Raw genomic sequence first — 15,562 nt, 5'->3', positions numbered from 1 at the left:
CTGGCTTTTTCGCACATTGGAGGCAGTGATGGCGCGCGAGAATGACTTCCAGCCCCGTCTGGGTCGCATCCGCTCACCACGCGCCCAGCGGCTCAAGCCCTTCGTCGCCCAGGCCCTCGCCTCGGCCCAGCGTGCCGGAGGCGGTGGGTTCCGATCGGGTCGCAACGGCGGCGGTTCCCGTTCGGCCTTCGGGCGTGGCCGTGTCGCGGCAGCCAGGGCCAATCGCCTGCTGACCAGCCGTGCCCGCCGCGTGACCGTCAAGGCCCGTGTCGTACGCCATAGCGGGCGCAAGGCTCCACTCGCGGCCCATCTGCGTTACCTGCGCCGGGAAGGGGTGACGAAGGACGGTGAGAAGGTACGGCTCTTCGGTCCCGGCATCGACGATGCGGACCCGAAGGCCTTCGCCGAACGCTGCGAAGACGACCGCCACCACTTCCGTTTCATCGTCTCGCCGGAGGACGCGCCGGACATGGCTGACCTCAAGGGCTATGCCCGCGAACTGGTCGGGCAGATGGAAAAAGATCTCGGCACGAAACTCGACTGGGTGGGGGTGGATCACTGGAACACCCGGCATCCCCACGTCCACATCCTCGTGCGCGGCGTAGCCGAGGATGGCAGCGACCTCGTGATCTCGCGGGATTATATCAAAGACGGGTTGCGCGCCCGTGCGCAGGATCTGGTGACGCAAGAACTCGGGCAACGCAATGACATCGAAATTCACCGTGCCCTCGAACGTCAGGTCGATGCCGAATACTGGACCCAGCTTGACCGGCAACTCGTCCGCGACGCGGGCCGCAGCGGCATCATCGACGTGGCGCCAGCGCCGGATCGGCAGCCTGATCCGTTTGAGGCCCTGAAGGTCGGCCGCCTGCGCCGCCTGGAGGGGCTCGGCCTCGCCCATCAGGTCGGACAGGGACAATGGATGCTGGATGAGTCCGCCGAAGCGACGTTACGCGAACTGGGCGAACGCGGCGACATCATCAAGCGCATTCACCGTTCCCTGACTGAACGCGGCATCGAGCGGAGCACGTCGAGCTATGTGTTGGCGGGTGAAAGCCTCGACGTCCCTGTCGTCGGCAGGCTGGTCGATCGCGGGCTGGACGATGAACTGAAAGGCACGGCCTACGCCGTCATCGACGGTGTGGACGGTCGCACGCATCATATCCGCTTTCCCGATCTGGATGCGACCGGTGATGGTAGTATGGGGGCGGTCGTGGAGCTTCGTGCCTTCGATGACAGGAAGGGGCAGCGTCGTGTTGCGCTGGCTGTTCGTTCTGACCTGTCGATCGAGGATCAGGTGACGGCGCGCGGGGCCACCTGGCTCGACCGGCAGGCGGTGGCGCGTGATCCTGTCGCATTGGGGCAGGCGGGTTTTGGCGCCGAAGTACGTGACGCGATGGAGCGGCGCGCCGAGCAACTGATCGAGCAGGGGCTCGCCGAGCACCGCGCACAGGAATTGGTGCTGGCGCGTAATCTGATCGGCAAACTCAGGGACCGGGAGGTTCACGAGGTTGGAGAGCGGCTGGCCAGCGAGACAGGCCGGACATTCAGCCAGTCGGGTTCGGGGGAGTATATCACGGGCACCTACCGTCAGCGCATGGTGCTGGCCTCCGGCCGCTATGCGATGATCGATGATGGGCTTCAGTTTCAACTCGTGCCCTGGACGCCCTCGCTGGAGAAGCAGCAGGGCAGGCACGTCTCCGGTGTCGCTCGCGACGATGGCGGGGTTGATTGGACCTTCACCCGGAACAGGGGGCTGGGTTTGTGAACCAGCGCTCCTGTCAGTTCGGCTGGGGTTCCCACGGGTTGAGCAGGGGGACGCCGCACGGCAGGAAATCCGCGACGTTGCGGGTCACGACCGTCTTGCCATGAACCAGCGCGGTTGCGGCGATGAGCGCATCGCGTTCCGAACGGGGATCGGGAACATGGAGCCGGGCGCAGCGCAGGGCTACGGACGTATCGACGGGAAAAATACGCCTTTCGAACGCGGGAAGGACATGCTGTTCCAGCCAGGTCCGCAGGATCGTGCCGGTGGCTCCGTCGCGGCGCTCCACGCGCAGGATGCCGGTTTCCAGTTCCATGACGGTGATGGCGGAGAGATACAGATCGTCCGCCTCCACGCTGTCGGCCCAGAGCGCCACGTTCGGGTCGGCCTTCCCGGCGCGGATTTTTCTCAGTTCTGAAACGACGTTCGTGTCCAGCAGGAACATCAGGAAAAATCGGCCGGGCGGAGTGTGATATTGGCGCGAGGCGGATCGAATGCGATGTCCGCAGCTTCCGGCATCGCCAGAGCGTCCGCGATCTTGCGCGGATGGTGTGTCAGACGGCGGTATTCCTCAATACTGAGCAGGACATGGGCCGTGCGTCCCCTGTCGGTGATGAACACCGGTCCCTCGGCCGCCGCCTTCTTGGCCCGGCTGGTGTCCTGGTTGAACTCGCGGCTTGAAAGTGTGGTGATGCTCATGTCCGGCCTCCAGACTGCAATGTAGGAACATTACTACATAATGAGAGGGAGTGCCAGAAAATCCATGTCTGGTCGGGGTTCGCATCATCGTTGGCCGCAGCACCCGTCCAGCCACAAGACCCGGTTATCATTCGACTCCCGCGACCTTCGCTCAATGTGATGACGGTCTGGGCCGCACCGGACAAGTATTTTTTCCCTGCCATGCGCCGGGATGCGACGACGCGGGAAAAGCCCTTGCGGAACGGAAAATGGCCGCCCGACCTGTTCCTGCGCAAGGAGGAATCGAAAATGCCGGGAACCAAAATTCAATGGGGACAGGTCGCGGTGGTCCTGTCCATTGTCGTCCTGTCCTGGTGGGCCGCGACCCAATGGACGGCCTGGGAACTGGGCTTCCAGCCTGAACTCGGTCGGCCCTGGTTCGTGCTGTTCCATCACTGGTCGGTCTACGCGCCGCCGCTGTTTTTCTGGTGGTGGTTCGAATTCGACGCCTATGCCCCGAACGTCTTTGCGCGCGGGGCGTGGATGGCCGGATCGGGTGGGGTGCTGGCTTTCGCCGCCGCCGTGACGCTGTCGGTCCATCGCGCCCGTGAAGCCAGGAAAATCGAAACCTACGGGTCGGCACGCTGGGCGGACCCGGACGAGATCGCGAAAGCCGGGCTGCTTGACCCGGATGGGGTGGTGCTTGGCCGGTATGGCAAGGCCTATCTGCGCCATGACGGACCGGAGCACGTCCTGACCTTTGCACCAACGCGCAGTGGCAAGGGTGTCGGTATGGTCATCCCGACGCTTCTGACCTGGCCTGGCTCAGCTATTGTCCACGACATTAAGGGCGAGAACTGGGAGTTGACGGCGGGATTTCGCGCCCGTTTCGGTCGCGTCGTGCTGTTTGACCCGACCAATGCGATCTCGTCCGCCTATAACCCGTTACTGGAAATCCGGCGTGGAGAGTGGGAAGTCCGCGATGCCCAGAATGTCGCCGATATCCTCGTGGACCCGGAAGGCAGTCTGGAGAAGCGCAATCACTGGGAGAAAACCTCACACTCCCTGCTTGTCGGCGCCATCCTGCATGTCCTCTATGCCGAGCCAGACAAAACCCTCGCCGGTGTCGCCAATTTCCTGTCGGACCCGAAGCGCCCGATCGCCACCACGCTGTCGGTCATGATGCGGACAAACCATCTGGGTGAGAAGTGGCCACATCCTGTTGTTGCATCGGCCGCGCGCGAGCTGCTGAACAAATCGCCCAATGAACGCTCGGGCGTGCTCTCCACTGCCATGTCCTTCCTTGGCCTGTACCGTGATCCGGTGGTGGCGGAAGTCACCCGGCGCTGCGAATGGCGCATTGCCGACATCGTTGGAGGGGACCGCCCAGTGACGCTTTACCTGACCGTGCCCCCCTCGGATATCAGCCGCACCAAGCCATTGATCAGGCTGGTGCTGAACCAGATTGGCCGTAGGCTGACGGAAGACTTGGAGGCTGCGGCACAGCGACGGCGCCTGCTACTGATGCTCGACGAATTTCCGGCCCTCGGGCGTCTGGATTTCTTTGAATCGGCGCTGGCTTTCATGGCGGGCTACCGGATCAAAAGCTTCCTGATCGCCCAGTCCCTCAACCAGATCGAACGGGCTTATGGGCCGAACAATTCGATCCTCGACAACTGCCATGTCCGGGTGAGCTTCGCCACCAACGATGAGCGGACGGCGAAACGTGTGTCTGACGCGCTTGGGACTGCCACCGAGATGAAGGCGATGAAGAACTACGCGGGGCACCGGCTTTCGCCCTGGCTGGGCCATCTGATGGTTTCGCGCTCGGAGACGGCACGCCCGCTGCTGACGGCGGGAGAAGTCATGCAGCTCCCGCCAGCGGACGAGATCGTCATGGTCTCCGGTCTCTATCCGATCCGCGCGAAGAAGGCCCGCTATTTCGAGGATGACCGCTTCCGCGAGCGCGTTCTTCCTCCGCCTGATCTTCCGCGCCCGAAAGATGGCCGTCCCGACGACTGGAGCACGCGACCGTTGCCGCCACGCCCACCGGCGCCGGATGCCGGGGCGGAGCCGACGGAGGACGAGGGGGATGAAGACCCGAAACAGTCTGCCCGCCGCCGTCAGCCAGAACTGGGTGAGGGAACGGTCGAGAAGAAGGAGCCGATGGAAAATGAATTCGCACCCGACCCGACTGACGAATTCGACGACATCGCGCCCCGTAACAACCGGATGAACGATCTCATGCGCGGTGTGGCCCGGCAGGCATCGCTCGACTGTGGCGACGAGCTGGAACTGTGAGGAAAGTATGGTGATGGCAAAAAAGAAAGCCCAGATCTCCGTCTATCTCGACCCTGATGTGATGAAGACCCTCTCCGCCTATGCCGCGCGACGTGCGCAGCCGATGTCCCTGATCGTGGAGGCTGCCGTCGCTTCCTTTCTGTCGCCCGACGGGGAGGAGCGCCGCGAGGCTGCAACATCGAAGCGCCTCGACCGGCAGGACCGGCGTCTTGCGCGGCTGGAGCGCGATATCGGCATCACGGTGGAGACCCTGGCGCTGTTCATCCGCTTCTGGCTCACCACGACCCCGCCCTTGCCTGAACCGGCTGCCAGGGCAGCACGGGCGCAGGCCGGGGCGCGTTACGATAATTTTGTCTCGGCCCTCGGTCGCAGGCTGGCCCAGGGACCGAGACTCCAGCAGGAAATTCCAGACGATGTTTCCGATCCTGCCTTACAGGATGAACCGGATTCGTAATTTCCGCACCCTGCAAGTATTTTTGCCCTACGTTTCCCCACCGCCCTACGACGCATGAATTCCTGTTGAACCGCGTGGTTTCCTGCCTTTCTTAATTGCCCCGTTGCTGTCCGCGCATCGTGTTCGGCTCATAGCGGGGAAAATCATGTCAGTTTCCAGCATCCATGAAAGGGCCACGGTACGCGGCATGTCCATGCTGCGCACGGCGATGGGACCGGCGATTGCCCGGCACCTCGCTGATCCTGCCATTGTCGAGGTGATGCTCAATCCCGATGGCAGGCTGTGGATCGACCGCCTGTCCGAGGGGCTGGGCGATACCGGCGACAGGGTTACGCCGGCCGATGCCGAGCGCATCGTACGCCTGGTCGCGCACCATGTCGGGGCGGAGGTGCATGAGGCAGCACCGCGCGTATCGGCGGAACTGCCAACCGGTGAGCGGTTCGAGGGATTGCTCCCGCCCGTCGTGACCGCCCCGAGTTTCGCCATCCGCAAGCCCGCCGTGGCCGTGTTCACCCTCGACGATTATGTCGCCGCCGGAATCATGACGGTGGGGCAGGCGGTATTTCTGCGCCGCGCGGTCGCGGAACGGAAAAACATCCTGGTCGCCGGCGGGACATCGACCGGCAAGACCACGCTGGTCAATGCGCTGCTGGCCGAGGTCGCGAAAACCGGTGATCGCGTCGTGCTGATCGAAGATACGCGGGAACTGCAATGCACAGCCCCCAATCTGATCGCCATGCGTACAAGGGATGGTGTCGTAACCCTGTCCGAACTGGTGCGGTCCGCCCTGCGCCTGCGGCCCGACCGTATCCCGATTGGTGAGGTGCGCGGCCCCGAGGCGCTGGACCTGCTGAAAGCATGGGGCACCGGCCATCCCGGCGGTATCGGTACACTACATGCCGGATCAGTGCTCGCGGCCCTGTATCGGCTGGAACAACTGATCCAGGAGGCGGTGGTCACAGTGCCACGCGCCATGATCGCGGAAACCATCGACGTCATCGCGGTCCTGTCCGGACGCGGCACGGCCCGCCACCTGTCCGAACTGGCAGAAATCGATGGCCTAGATCCCGTGACGGGTGCCTATCGCATCCGTCCGGTCAGCTTCTCGTCTCCCGAAACATCCTGCTCTGCCAATGGAGAGTCATCATGAGGCCGCCTTCACGTCTGCGCGCCGTCGTGTGCGCTGTCGCACGTCCTGACTGGCATGTGCGGGATCTCCGTGTATTCGGAACGTCCCTGTTGCTGTCGTTTGCTTTCGCGTCGTCGGCATGGGCGTCAGGATCCAGCATGCCGTGGGAAACCCCGCTCAACGAGATTCTGGAATCCGTGCAGGGACCGGTCGCCAAAATCATCTCGGTGATCATCATTACCGTGACCGGCCTGACGCTGGCCTTCGGGGAAACATCCGGCGGGTTCCGCCGCCTGATCCAGATTGTCTTTGGTCTATCCATTGCTTTTGCCGCGTCCAGCTTCTTCCTGTCGTTCTTTTCGTTCTCCGGTGGGGCGCTGATCTGATGGCCGTGGGATATGACGATGATGCCGTGCCGGGCTTCCATGTCCCGGTGCATCGCTCGCTGACCGATCCCATCCTGCTCGGTGGTGCGCCCCGCGCCGTTGCCATCGCCAACGGCACGCTGGCGGCAGCGATCGCCCTTGGTCTGCGGCTGTGGCTGATCGGGGCCGCATTCTGGATCGTCGGCCATGGGCTCGCGGTCTGGGGTGCGAAACGCGATCCGGTCTTCATCGAGGTGGGACGACGGCATCTCCGTTATCCCGCCTGGCTTCGTGCGTAGAGGGAGGACAGGGCCATGATGTCCCTTGGCGAATATCGCAACCGAAACTCCCTGCTGTCTGATTTCCTGCCCTGGGCCGCGCTGGTCGAAAAGGGCGTCGTCCTGAACAAGGACGGCAGTTTTCAGCGCACCGCAAAAATACGTGGTCCCGATCTCGATAGCGCAACACCAGCGGAACTGGTCGGTGTGACCGGAAGATTGAACAATGCGCTCCGTCGCCTTGGCTCAGGCTGGGCGGTGTTCGTGGAAGCGCAGCGCGTCCCGGCGACACTCTATCCTGACGGTGACTTTCCCGACGCAGCCAGCCAGATGGTCGACCTGGAGCGCCGGGAGCAGTTCGAGGATGAGGGCGCGCATTTCGAGAGTCGGTATTTTCTGACCCTGGTCTGGCTGCCACCGGCGGAATCATCAGGTCGCGCCGAGCGTTTTCTCTATGAAGGCAGGGAACGCGATGGTCCCGATCCGCATGGCATGCTCCATACGTTCGTGGACCGCACGGATCGGATGCTGGCCTTGCTGGATGGCTTCATGCCCGAGGCGGCATGGCTGGATGACGGTGAGATGCTGACTTATCTGCACAGTACCATCTCCACCCGGAACCAGCGGGTCCGGGTGCCGGAAATTCCGATGCATCTGGATGCCCTGCTGGTGGACCAGCCGCTTTCGGGTGGTCTGGAGCCAAAGCTGGGCGATGCCTTCCTGAAAACCCTGACCATTACGGGTTTCCCGTCGCGGACTTTCCCCGGAATCCTGGACGACCTGAACCGGCTGGCCATGCCCTATCGCTGGTCCACCCGCGCCATCCTGCTGGACAAGACCGACGCCACCAAGGTGCTGACGAAAATCAGGCGCCAGTGGTTCGCAAAGCGCAAGAGTATCGCAGCCATTGTCCGCGAAGTGATGACCAATGAGGCGTCAGTTCTCGTGGATAACGATGCCGCCAACAAGGCAGCCGATGCCGATCTGGCGTTGCAGTCGCTGGGCGCGGATGATGTCGGGCAGGCTTACATCACGGCCACGGTGACGGTGTGGGATGGCAGCGCCAGCATAGCGGCGGAAAAACTTCGCCTCGTGGAAAAGATCATTCAGGGCCGTGACTTCACCTGCATGGCGGAAAGCCTGAACGCGGTGGAGGCGTGGCTGGGATCTCTGCCGGGGCATGTCTACGCCAATGTGCGGCAGCCCCCGGTCTCGACCCTGAATCTGGCGCACATGATTCCGCTTTCCGCCGTGTGGGCAGGGCCGGAGATGGATGGGCATTTCAAGGCCGCACCGCTGTTTTATGGCAAAACGGCAGGGGCCACGCCGTTCCGGTTTTCCCTGCATGTCGGCGATGTGGGTCATACGCTAATCGCGGGACCGACCGGGGCAGGTAAATCCGTGCTGCTGGCGCTCATGGCGCTCCAGTTCCGTCGCTATGCGGGATCGCAGATTTTTGCCTTCGATTTTGGCGGGTCGATGCGCGCGGCAACGCTGGCGATGGGAGGCGATTGGCGCGATCTCGGGGGTGGACTGACAGATGCCGATCTGTCTGGAGAAGAGGGCAGCGGCGTATTACTTCAGCCGCTGGCGCGGATCGATGATCCGGATAAGCGCAAATGGGCCAGTGAATGGCTCGGTCAGATCCTTGTCGGCGAGGGGGTGGCGCTGACCCCGGAGGTGAAGTCTCACCTCTGGTCGGCTCTGAATTCGCTGGCATCGTCGCCTGCCCGTGAGCGGACCCTGTCCGGCCTGGTCGCGCTTCTCCAGTCCAACGCCCTGAAGCAGGCGTTGGCGCCCTACTGCCTCGGTGGTCCCTACGGCCGCCTCCTGGATGCGGATGCCGAGCGTATCGGGGATGCCGATGTGGTGGTGTTCGAAACCGAAGGTCTGATCGGCTCGGGCGCGGCCTCCTCCGTTCTGTCGTACCTGTTCCACCGCATCGAAGGCCGTCTGGACGGCCGGCCGACCCTGCTGGTCATCGATGAGGGCTGGCTGGTTCTCGATGACGGGGATTTCTCCGGCCAGTTGCGAGAGTGGCTGAAAACCCTGCGCAAAAAGAACGCCAGCGTCATCTTCGCCACCCAGTCCCTGTCGGATATTGCCAATTCCCGCATTGCTCCGGCGGTGGTGGAAAGCTGCCCGACACGGATATTCCTGCCTAACGAGCGGGCGATCGAGCCGCAGATCATGGCGCTCTATCGGGATTTTGGCCTGAACGACCGACAGATCGCCATCATCGCGCGGGCCGCGTCGAAGCGGGACTATTACTGCCAGACGCAACGCGGCAATCGCCTGTTCGAACTGGGGCTCGGGCCTGTCGCACTCGCCTTATGCGCAGCATCAGGGAAGGACGATCACAAGCTGATCGATGCAGTGCTGGCGGAACACGGCCGGGACGGTTTTCTCCTCGCGTGGTTTGACGCGCGGGGCGTGTCATGGGCGGCGGATCTGTTGCGCGACGATCGCGGGGCGGAGGACGTGCCATGACGGAAAGACATTGCCAGCTTCGGACCGATTTTTTTGCGCGTGTGAGAGAAAAACATTTCCATCGCACTGCTCTTGTCGCCTCTGTTACGCTGGCATTCGGTGCAACGTTCGACCTTTCACGACCGGCCCGTGCCCAATGGGCGGTCTATGATGGGGCGAACCACGTCCAGAACGTGCTGATCGCGGCCCGCACGCTTCAGCAGATCGACAACCAGATCACATCTCTTGCCAATCAGGCGCAGATGCTGGTCAACCAGGGCCGTAATCTGGCGAGCCTGCCACTGTCGACATTGTCGACGCTGCAATCAACGATTTCCCAGACAACAGCCTTGCTCGCGCAGGCACAGAACATCGCTTATTCGGTGACCTCGGTCGAGCAGCAATACCAGCAGGCGTACACCTCAATCTCGTCCGGCATGTCAGACAGTGCCCTGTTCAGCCAGGCACAGACACGGTGGCAGAATTCCGTGGGCGGGTTCGAAGATGCCCTGAAGCTTCAGGCTCGGGTGGTAGGAAACATCCCCAGCGACAGTTCGGCCATGACCCAGCTTGTCTCTTCCAGCCAGACCTCCACGGGCGCGTTGCAGGCGGCGCAGGCAGGAAACCAGCTTCTGGCGCTACAGTCCCGTCAGTTATCCGACATTCAGGCCGAACTTGCTGCCAATGGCCGCGCCACAGCCCTGCAACAGGCGCGCGATGCTGCGACGGAAGCGGAAAGTGAAGCCCAGTATCAGCATTTTTCACAGCATGACGCCTATGTGCCCGGCACGGTGTCCATTTTCGGCAGCAGCGGGAACTGACCGCCATGGCGATGGGCAATGTGGGCGTTATCGACACTTTCCTGAATACCTTCACCACCACCATCGACAGCGGCTTCGGTCTGGTGAAGGGGAATGTGATCTCACTAGCAGGAACACTGTCCGTGCTGGATATGGCGCTGGCTGGCCTGTTCTGGGCCTGGGCTGCTGATGAGGACATCATCCAGCGTCTGGTGAAGAAGACGCTCTATATCGGATTCTTTTCCTTTCTGATCAGCAATTTCTCCAGTCTGTCGAAGACCGTCTTTGACAGTTTTGCGGCCCTTGGCCTGAGAGCCGGTGGCGGCAATCTGGCACTCGGAGACTTCCTGCGGCCCGGCCGACTGGCATCCACGGGTTTCGATGCAGCCCAGCCGCTTCTGGATTCAGTCCATAATCTCCTTGGTCCTGTCGCCTTCTTTACGAACTTCATTCAGATCTTTGTGCTCTGTCTGTCGTGGCTGATCGTGCTCGCGGCGTTCTTCATTCTGGCCGTGCAGCTTTTTGTTGCCCTGATCGAATTCAAGCTGACCACGCTGGCGGGTTTCATCCTGATCCCCTTCGCCCTGTTCAGCCGCACCGCCTTTCTGGCGGAAAAGGTGCTGGGCAATGTCGTCTCGTCGGGTGTGAAGATCATGGTGCTGGCGGTCATTTCCGCTATCGCGTCGGTTCTGTTCGCCCAGTTCTCAACCTCCTACGGCAGCGACGTTCCCACGATCGGGCAGTCCGTCTCGGTGGTGCTGGCCTCCCTTGCAATTGTCGGCCTGTCCATTTTTGGCGGCAGCATCGCCAATGGGCTGATTTCCGGCGCACCGCAGCTTGGCGCGGGAGCGGCAGTCGGTACCGGCATGGCGGTTGGCGCCATGGGTGCTGCTGCGGCGGCCGGTGTCGGGGCTGTTGCTTCCGGTGGTGCCGCAGCCCTCGGCGCCACGGCTGCCGCCGCGCGGGGAGGGGCCGCGATTGCCGGGGCTGCTACCTCCGCCTATTCGGCCGGAGCCGCAGGCGCGTCTGGCGGCGCGGGCAGCATGGCCGCCGGGATCGGAGGCATGGGCCGGGCCGTCGGTGGAAATGTCGCGAATGCCGTCAAAGGGGCGGCTTCGCGTGCCGGTTCATCCCTCAAGGAAAGCTATGCCGCCGGTGGACGCTGGGCCGCGCGCGGGATGGGGGAGGGAGGCGAAGGCGGAGCCGGGGATAACGGACCGGCACCTTCTGGAGGCGGTGGTCCTGCCGGAGAAGGGGATGGCCCCACGGGTGGCGGCCCTACCGGTGAGGGTCCGTCTGGTGGAGATGGTGGCGGTTCCGGCGAACCGCCCCGCTGGGCTCAGAAGATGAAGCGCCGCAATGCCGCCGCTCATGCTGCTGAGGCCGCCCATGTTATCCGCTCCGCCGATGGCGGGGGCGGATCTTCCTCCATCGATCTGTCGGAAAAGGAATGAGGACGATGTTCCGTCGCTCCACCACCCGCTACGGGACCACGCCCGAGCCTGTCACGCCCTATCAGAAAGCCGCGCAAGTCTGGGACGAGCGCATCGGCTCCGCCCGTGTACAGGCCCGTAACTGGCGGCTGATGGCGTTCGGCTCTCTGCTTCTGTCCGCAGGCCTTGGCGTAGGGCTGGTCTGGCAGTCCGCGCGCGGTACCATCACGCCGTGGGTCGTGCAGGTCGATCGGCTGGGGCAGGCGCAGGTCGTGGCCCCCGCGATAGCGGGCTATATGCCCACCGATCCGCAGATCGCTTGGTATCTGGCGCAGTTCGTTCATGACGTGCGCGCTCTGTCGTCGGACCCTGTGGTGGTGCGGCAGAACTGGCTACGCGCCTATGATTTCACCACCACGTCGGGCGCTCAGGCGCTTAACGATTATGCCCGCCTCAATGATCCGTTCTCGCGCATCGGGCATGAGCAGGTCGAGGTGGACATCGCCTCGGTGATCCGGGCGTCTCCCGGCAGCTTCCGTGTCGCCTGGAGCGAGCGCCATTACCGCGACGGCGCGTTCACCGGCACCGAACGCTGGACCGCCATCGTGTCGGTCGTTCTGCACACGCCACGCGATGCCGACCATCTCAGGAAAAATCCGCTCGGAATCTACGTCTCCGCCATCAACTGGTCGAAGGAGCTTGGTCAATGACGCGCTTCATTTTCGCAGCCCTTCCTGTGGCGCTGCTCTCGCTTGCCGGTTGCGCGGGCAGTTACCATCCGCCCGTCATCCGGTACGATGACGCCGCGCGCGCGACGAGAATTCCCGATCCACCGAAGCCCGTGCAGGTGGTGGAGGTGCCACAGCCACTTCCTCTGCCGGGCCAGTTCAAGCCACTGCCGTCACGACGCACGGCCCATCCGGTCCCCGAGGTTACTGATCCGACCACGCGCGTGACCCAGGCTAATCTGGCGGCGCGCATCCAGCCGACGCGGGCCGGTTTCATCAATGCGGTGCAGGTCTATCCCTATTCTCCGGGTGCCCTCTATCAGGTCTATACCTCGCCAGGCGAGATCACGGACATCATGCTCCAGCAGGGTGAAAAACTGGTGGGCACCGGCCCAGTTGCTGCTGGGGATACGGTGCGCTGGGTCATCGGTGACACCGAAAGCGGAGAAGGGGCGACCAAACGCATCCATATCCTGGTGAAGCCGACCCGGCCGGATCTGACCACTAATCTGATCATCAATACTGACCGACGGACTTATCTGGCGGAATTGAGGTCAACACCCCCCACATACATGGCGTCGGTCTCGTGGAACTATCCCGAGGACGATCTGATTGCCCTGCACCGGCAGGACGACGCGGCCGATGACTCTGCCCCAGTGGACGCGGGGCTGAATCTCGATACCCTGAATTTCCGCTATGCCATCCAGCCGGTGAAAGGCGGCACGCCGCCCTGGTTACCCGGCCGGGCCTTTGATGACGGTCACAAGGTCTATATCGCTTTTCCATCCGGGATCGGGCAGGGGGAACTGCCGCCGCTCTTCGTGCTGGGGGCGGATGGCGGCCCGGAACTGGTCAATTACCGGGTGCGGCAGAACTGGATGATCGTGGATCGGCTGTTCGCCGCCGCTGAACTGCGGCTGGGCGATAAGCATTCCGAGCAGCGGGTGCGCATTGTCCGCATTGACGGCAGGAAGTCATGACCGGGCAGGCTCACACAGTGGGAGAAAATTCTGCGGCTCCGGCCACAGGGGGAAATTCCGCAGCATCACCGCCGCCACCTGATCTGCGTCTGCGGACGGAACGACCGCGTGTCGTGCGGCTTTCCCGCACCGTGGTCTGGTCGCTGGGCGGGGTTGGCATGATCGCGGTGGCCTTCGCGCTGGGCTATGCCCTTCAGGCAAGCCATCGGGTGTCATCCACGCCTGCCGCGCAGGACGCGGATGTGCGTCCCTCTGCCGACGGGCTGGCGGGACTGCCGTCCGACTATGTCGGCAAGGATGTGCCGAAGCTGGGACCAGCGCTGCCCGGTGATCTGGGGCATACCATCCTCCACGCACAGGAGCAGGGAAAGGCAGCCTCGGGTGGCGACGACCGCCGTGCCGCGCAGGAGATCGAGGCCGCAATCGCCAGCAAATTGTTCGTGCAGACGGGAGAACGCGACCGGGGTACCGACCAGGCAACTTCGCCCACATCGGGTGCATCTGCGTCCCAGGCAAATCCATCTTCTTCGACCGACGCCCAATCAGGCAACCGTGCCTTTCTGGCAGGCCAGCCTGACCGCGCGACGACCAGCCCGGATCGCATCATGCCGTCAGCTTCGCCTTATATCCTTCAGGCGGGCACTGTCATCGCGGGGGCGCTGAACACGAAAATCAGCTCTGACCTTCCGGGTCAGATTACTGGCCATGTCACGCAGAACGTCTATGACAGCCCGACCGGTCGTTTCCTGCTGATCCCGCAGGGAAGCCTGCTGTTCGGGGCCTATAACAGCGGCATTTCTTTCGGGCAGCAGCGTACCCAGATCATCTGGACCCGGCTGATTTACCCGAACGGCGAGAGCCTGGTGCTGGAAAAACTGCCCGGTGGCGACGCCATCGGCCAGTCCGGCCTGTCCGATGAAGTGAACAACCACTGGGGCCAGCTTTTCAGGGCTGCCATCGTGACCACGCTCCTGAGCGTCGGATCAGAGGCCGGAACCAGTCAGAGCGAGAACAATCTGGCGCAGGCCATCCGTTCTGGGGCCAGCAATGGGTTTTCCATGGTTGGTAACCGGCTGGTTGATCGCAGCCTCAACATCCAGCCGACCCTAACCGACCGGCCGGGGCTGCCTTTCACCTTGATCCTTAACCGCGACCTTGTCCTGCAACCTCGCCACGCAAAGGAAACAGCACCATGACAACGCTGCGCATCACTGAAATTCCGGATGAAAAGCCGGTCCGCATGCCCGTGGACTTACCGGCGGACCTCCATCGTGATCTGGTGACTTACGCAGCACTGGTCAGCCAGAATGGTCAGCCCGTCGATCCAACCCGTCTCGTGCCGCACATGATCCGTGGATTCATTGCATCTGATCGAGCTTTCGCGAAGCTTAAGCGTGCGCGAGCTAAGCAGATAGTAAGCAGAGAAACTTAGTCTATTCGAGATTCTGCTTTCCCAAGAAAACAAGTATTTTATGTGCGACGGTCGACAAATTTCTATCGCGCCATCCAATGCCGTAATCAAGATGTGAAAAACCGTCGCCGTCGCGCACTTCTAGCACAGTTACCTGCTCAAGGATCGTACCTGGAAAAAATGCGAGCCAGCCAGCCGGCATGAGCGTAATACCATGTCCGTTAATGACGAGAGCGATCGTCCGCAGACTTATGATTTCTTCCCTACACACTGTTGGTAGAAAGCCAGCAATGCTTGCTTTGCGTTTTAACAGTGTAGACATGTCCTCTCCTGTATCATCGTTACCGAAGACAAAAGTTTCTTCCCGTAAATCGCTCCAACATGTCGTGACAGACGAAGCAAGAGGATGGTTTGTCGGTGTCACAGCGACAATTCGATCGCTCCACAGTGGTAAGGTAGCTGCGCAAGATTCGTTCAGCGGAAGGGCTATAATTACTAAATCAACGATACCGTCGAAAAGAGCCGAAATTACATCTCTCTTGGATACGTCACGATATATAAACGAAATACCGGGATAAAGAATTCTATACGGTTCGATGAAGGCCGACACCCGTCCTGGCGGTACATTACTTTGTATTCCTATTGATACGATACCGCTTTCACCCAAGGCGCATCGTAACCGGCCGCTCTGGGCCGCCTTGATTATGCGGCCTGTCTGTGCAGTGTATTCACGGGTTTCCAGTTCCATGGCAACAGTTCGTGGAGCCGGTT

The 15,562-nt window shown here is 62.2% G+C and carries 16 protein-coding genes; 13 read left to right on the top strand and 3 right to left on the bottom strand.

Annotated elements, in window-relative coordinates:
* The first annotated feature begins 28 nt into the window (after positions 1-28).
* Positions 29-1,768 (top strand): relaxase/mobilization nuclease domain-containing protein, encoded by a 1,740-nt coding sequence (locus tag CFR78_RS13595; protein WP_034932823.1) that lies wholly within the window; start codon positions 29-31, stop codon positions 1,766-1,768.
* A 13-nt stretch (positions 1,769-1,781) separates the two neighbouring features.
* Here CFR78_RS13595 and CFR78_RS13590 read toward each other — a convergent pair whose 3' ends face one another.
* Both CFR78_RS13590 and CFR78_RS13585 read right to left on the bottom strand, forming a co-directional pair.
* On the bottom strand, positions 1,782-2,210 hold the full coding sequence (locus CFR78_RS13590) for a type II toxin-antitoxin system VapC family toxin (RefSeq protein WP_034932826.1): 429 nt from the start codon (positions 2,208-2,210) through the stop codon (positions 1,782-1,784).
* Positions 2,210-2,464, bottom strand: a complete 255-nt coding sequence (locus CFR78_RS13585; RefSeq protein ID WP_010517990.1) for a type II toxin-antitoxin system Phd/YefM family antitoxin — start codon at positions 2,462-2,464, stop codon at positions 2,210-2,212. Before CFR78_RS13585 ends, CFR78_RS13590 begins: the two co-directional genes overlap by 1 nt.
* Before the next feature lie 288 nt (positions 2,465-2,752).
* On the opposite strand from CFR78_RS13585, the gene CFR78_RS13580 reads away from it, so the two are divergent.
* The 12 genes from CFR78_RS13580 (at position 2,753) to CFR78_RS13525 (ending at position 14,812) form a co-directional block, all read left to right on the top strand.
* Positions 2,753-4,744, top strand: coding sequence for a conjugal transfer protein TraG (locus CFR78_RS13580; protein WP_010517992.1), 1,992 nt, complete (start codon positions 2,753-2,755; stop codon positions 4,742-4,744).
* A 7-nt stretch (positions 4,745-4,751) separates the two neighbouring features.
* Complete coding sequence (locus CFR78_RS13575) at positions 4,752-5,198, top strand: hypothetical protein (protein ID WP_010517994.1); 447 nt, start codon at positions 4,752-4,754, stop codon at positions 5,196-5,198.
* A 145-nt stretch (positions 5,199-5,343) separates the two neighbouring features.
* Positions 5,344-6,348: a P-type conjugative transfer ATPase TrbB gene (gene trbB / locus CFR78_RS13570; protein ID WP_082770880.1), complete on the top strand. Its 1,005-nt coding sequence runs from the start codon at positions 5,344-5,346 to the stop codon at positions 6,346-6,348.
* A complete protein-coding gene (locus CFR78_RS13565) occupies positions 6,345-6,713 on the top strand; it encodes a TrbC/VirB2 family protein (RefSeq protein ID WP_034933525.1) in 369 nt (122 codons plus the stop codon). Before trbB ends, CFR78_RS13565 begins: the two co-directional genes overlap by 4 nt.
* Positions 6,713-6,991, top strand: coding sequence for a VirB3 family type IV secretion system protein (locus CFR78_RS13560; protein ID WP_007397919.1), 279 nt, complete (start codon positions 6,713-6,715; stop codon positions 6,989-6,991). Before CFR78_RS13565 ends, CFR78_RS13560 begins: the two co-directional genes overlap by 1 nt.
* A 15-nt stretch (positions 6,992-7,006) precedes the next feature.
* On the top strand, positions 7,007-9,460 hold the full coding sequence (gene trbE, locus CFR78_RS13555; protein WP_110581268.1) for a conjugal transfer protein TrbE: 2,454 nt from the start codon (positions 7,007-7,009) through the stop codon (positions 9,458-9,460).
* Entirely contained in the window at positions 9,457-10,260 is an 804-nt protein-coding gene (gene trbJ / locus CFR78_RS13550) for a P-type conjugative transfer protein TrbJ (protein WP_034933520.1), read from the top strand. Before trbE ends, trbJ begins: the two co-directional genes overlap by 4 nt.
* Positions 10,261-10,265: 5 nt before the next feature.
* Positions 10,266-11,693: a P-type conjugative transfer protein TrbL gene (gene trbL / locus CFR78_RS13545; protein ID WP_034933517.1), complete on the top strand. Its 1,428-nt coding sequence runs from the start codon at positions 10,266-10,268 to the stop codon at positions 11,691-11,693.
* Between the two features lie 5 nt (positions 11,694-11,698).
* Positions 11,699-12,382, top strand: a complete 684-nt coding sequence (gene trbF / locus CFR78_RS13540; RefSeq protein WP_034933516.1) for a conjugal transfer protein TrbF — start codon at positions 11,699-11,701, stop codon at positions 12,380-12,382.
* Positions 12,379-13,380, top strand: coding sequence for a P-type conjugative transfer protein TrbG (trbG, locus tag CFR78_RS13535; protein ID WP_007397924.1), 1,002 nt, complete (start codon positions 12,379-12,381; stop codon positions 13,378-13,380). The genes trbF and trbG overlap by 4 nt, the downstream gene beginning before the upstream one ends.
* Positions 13,377-14,576, top strand: a complete 1,200-nt coding sequence (locus CFR78_RS13530; protein ID WP_110581267.1) for a TrbI/VirB10 family protein — start codon at positions 13,377-13,379, stop codon at positions 14,574-14,576. Before trbG ends, CFR78_RS13530 begins: the two co-directional genes overlap by 4 nt.
* Positions 14,573-14,812 carry a DUF2274 domain-containing protein gene (locus tag CFR78_RS13525; RefSeq protein WP_007397926.1) on the top strand — a complete coding sequence of 80 codons (240 nt, stop codon included), beginning with the start codon at positions 14,573-14,575 and terminating at the stop codon, positions 14,810-14,812. The genes CFR78_RS13530 and CFR78_RS13525 overlap by 4 nt, the downstream gene beginning before the upstream one ends.
* Position 14,813: 1 nt before the next feature.
* Here CFR78_RS13525 and CFR78_RS13520 read toward each other — a convergent pair.
* Positions 14,814-15,562: LysR family substrate-binding domain-containing protein (locus CFR78_RS13520; protein ID WP_220032408.1), on the bottom strand; the 749-nt coding region annotated here is incomplete at its 5' end.

Origin of the sequence: Komagataeibacter rhaeticus (assembly GCF_003207855.1) — a bacterium.
Lineage (GTDB): Bacteria > Pseudomonadota > Alphaproteobacteria > Acetobacterales > Acetobacteraceae > Komagataeibacter > Komagataeibacter rhaeticus.
This window is presented reverse-complemented; position numbering and strand designations above follow the sequence as displayed.

Coding starts and splice junctions, on each gene's coding strand:
- trbJ (WP_034933520.1), top strand. CDS start 9,457: ATGACGGAAAGACATTGCCAGCTTCGGACCGATTTTTTTGCGCGTGTG.
- CFR78_RS13560 (WP_007397919.1), top strand. CDS start 6,713: ATGGCCGTGGGATATGACGATGATGCCGTGCCGGGCTTCCATGTCCCG.
- CFR78_RS13565 (WP_034933525.1), top strand. CDS start 6,345: ATGAGGCCGCCTTCACGTCTGCGCGCCGTCGTGTGCGCTGTCGCACGT.
- trbF (WP_034933516.1), top strand. CDS start 11,699: ATGTTCCGTCGCTCCACCACCCGCTACGGGACCACGCCCGAGCCTGTC.
- CFR78_RS13575 (WP_010517994.1), top strand. CDS start 4,752: ATGGTGATGGCAAAAAAGAAAGCCCAGATCTCCGTCTATCTCGACCCT.
- CFR78_RS13530 (WP_110581267.1), top strand. CDS start 13,377: ATGACCGGGCAGGCTCACACAGTGGGAGAAAATTCTGCGGCTCCGGCC.
- trbB (WP_082770880.1), top strand. CDS start 5,344: ATGTCAGTTTCCAGCATCCATGAAAGGGCCACGGTACGCGGCATGTCC.
- CFR78_RS13595 (WP_034932823.1), top strand. CDS start 29: ATGGCGCGCGAGAATGACTTCCAGCCCCGTCTGGGTCGCATCCGCTCA.
- trbL (WP_034933517.1), top strand. CDS start 10,266: ATGGCGATGGGCAATGTGGGCGTTATCGACACTTTCCTGAATACCTTC.
- trbG (WP_007397924.1), top strand. CDS start 12,379: ATGACGCGCTTCATTTTCGCAGCCCTTCCTGTGGCGCTGCTCTCGCTT.
- trbE (WP_110581268.1), top strand. CDS start 7,007: ATGATGTCCCTTGGCGAATATCGCAACCGAAACTCCCTGCTGTCTGAT.
- CFR78_RS13585 (WP_010517990.1), bottom strand. CDS start 2,464: ATGAGCATCACCACACTTTCAAGCCGCGAGTTCAACCAGGACACCAGC.
- CFR78_RS13590 (WP_034932826.1), bottom strand. CDS start 2,210: ATGTTCCTGCTGGACACGAACGTCGTTTCAGAACTGAGAAAAATCCGC.
- CFR78_RS13580 (WP_010517992.1), top strand. CDS start 2,753: ATGCCGGGAACCAAAATTCAATGGGGACAGGTCGCGGTGGTCCTGTCC.
- CFR78_RS13525 (WP_007397926.1), top strand. CDS start 14,573: ATGACAACGCTGCGCATCACTGAAATTCCGGATGAAAAGCCGGTCCGC.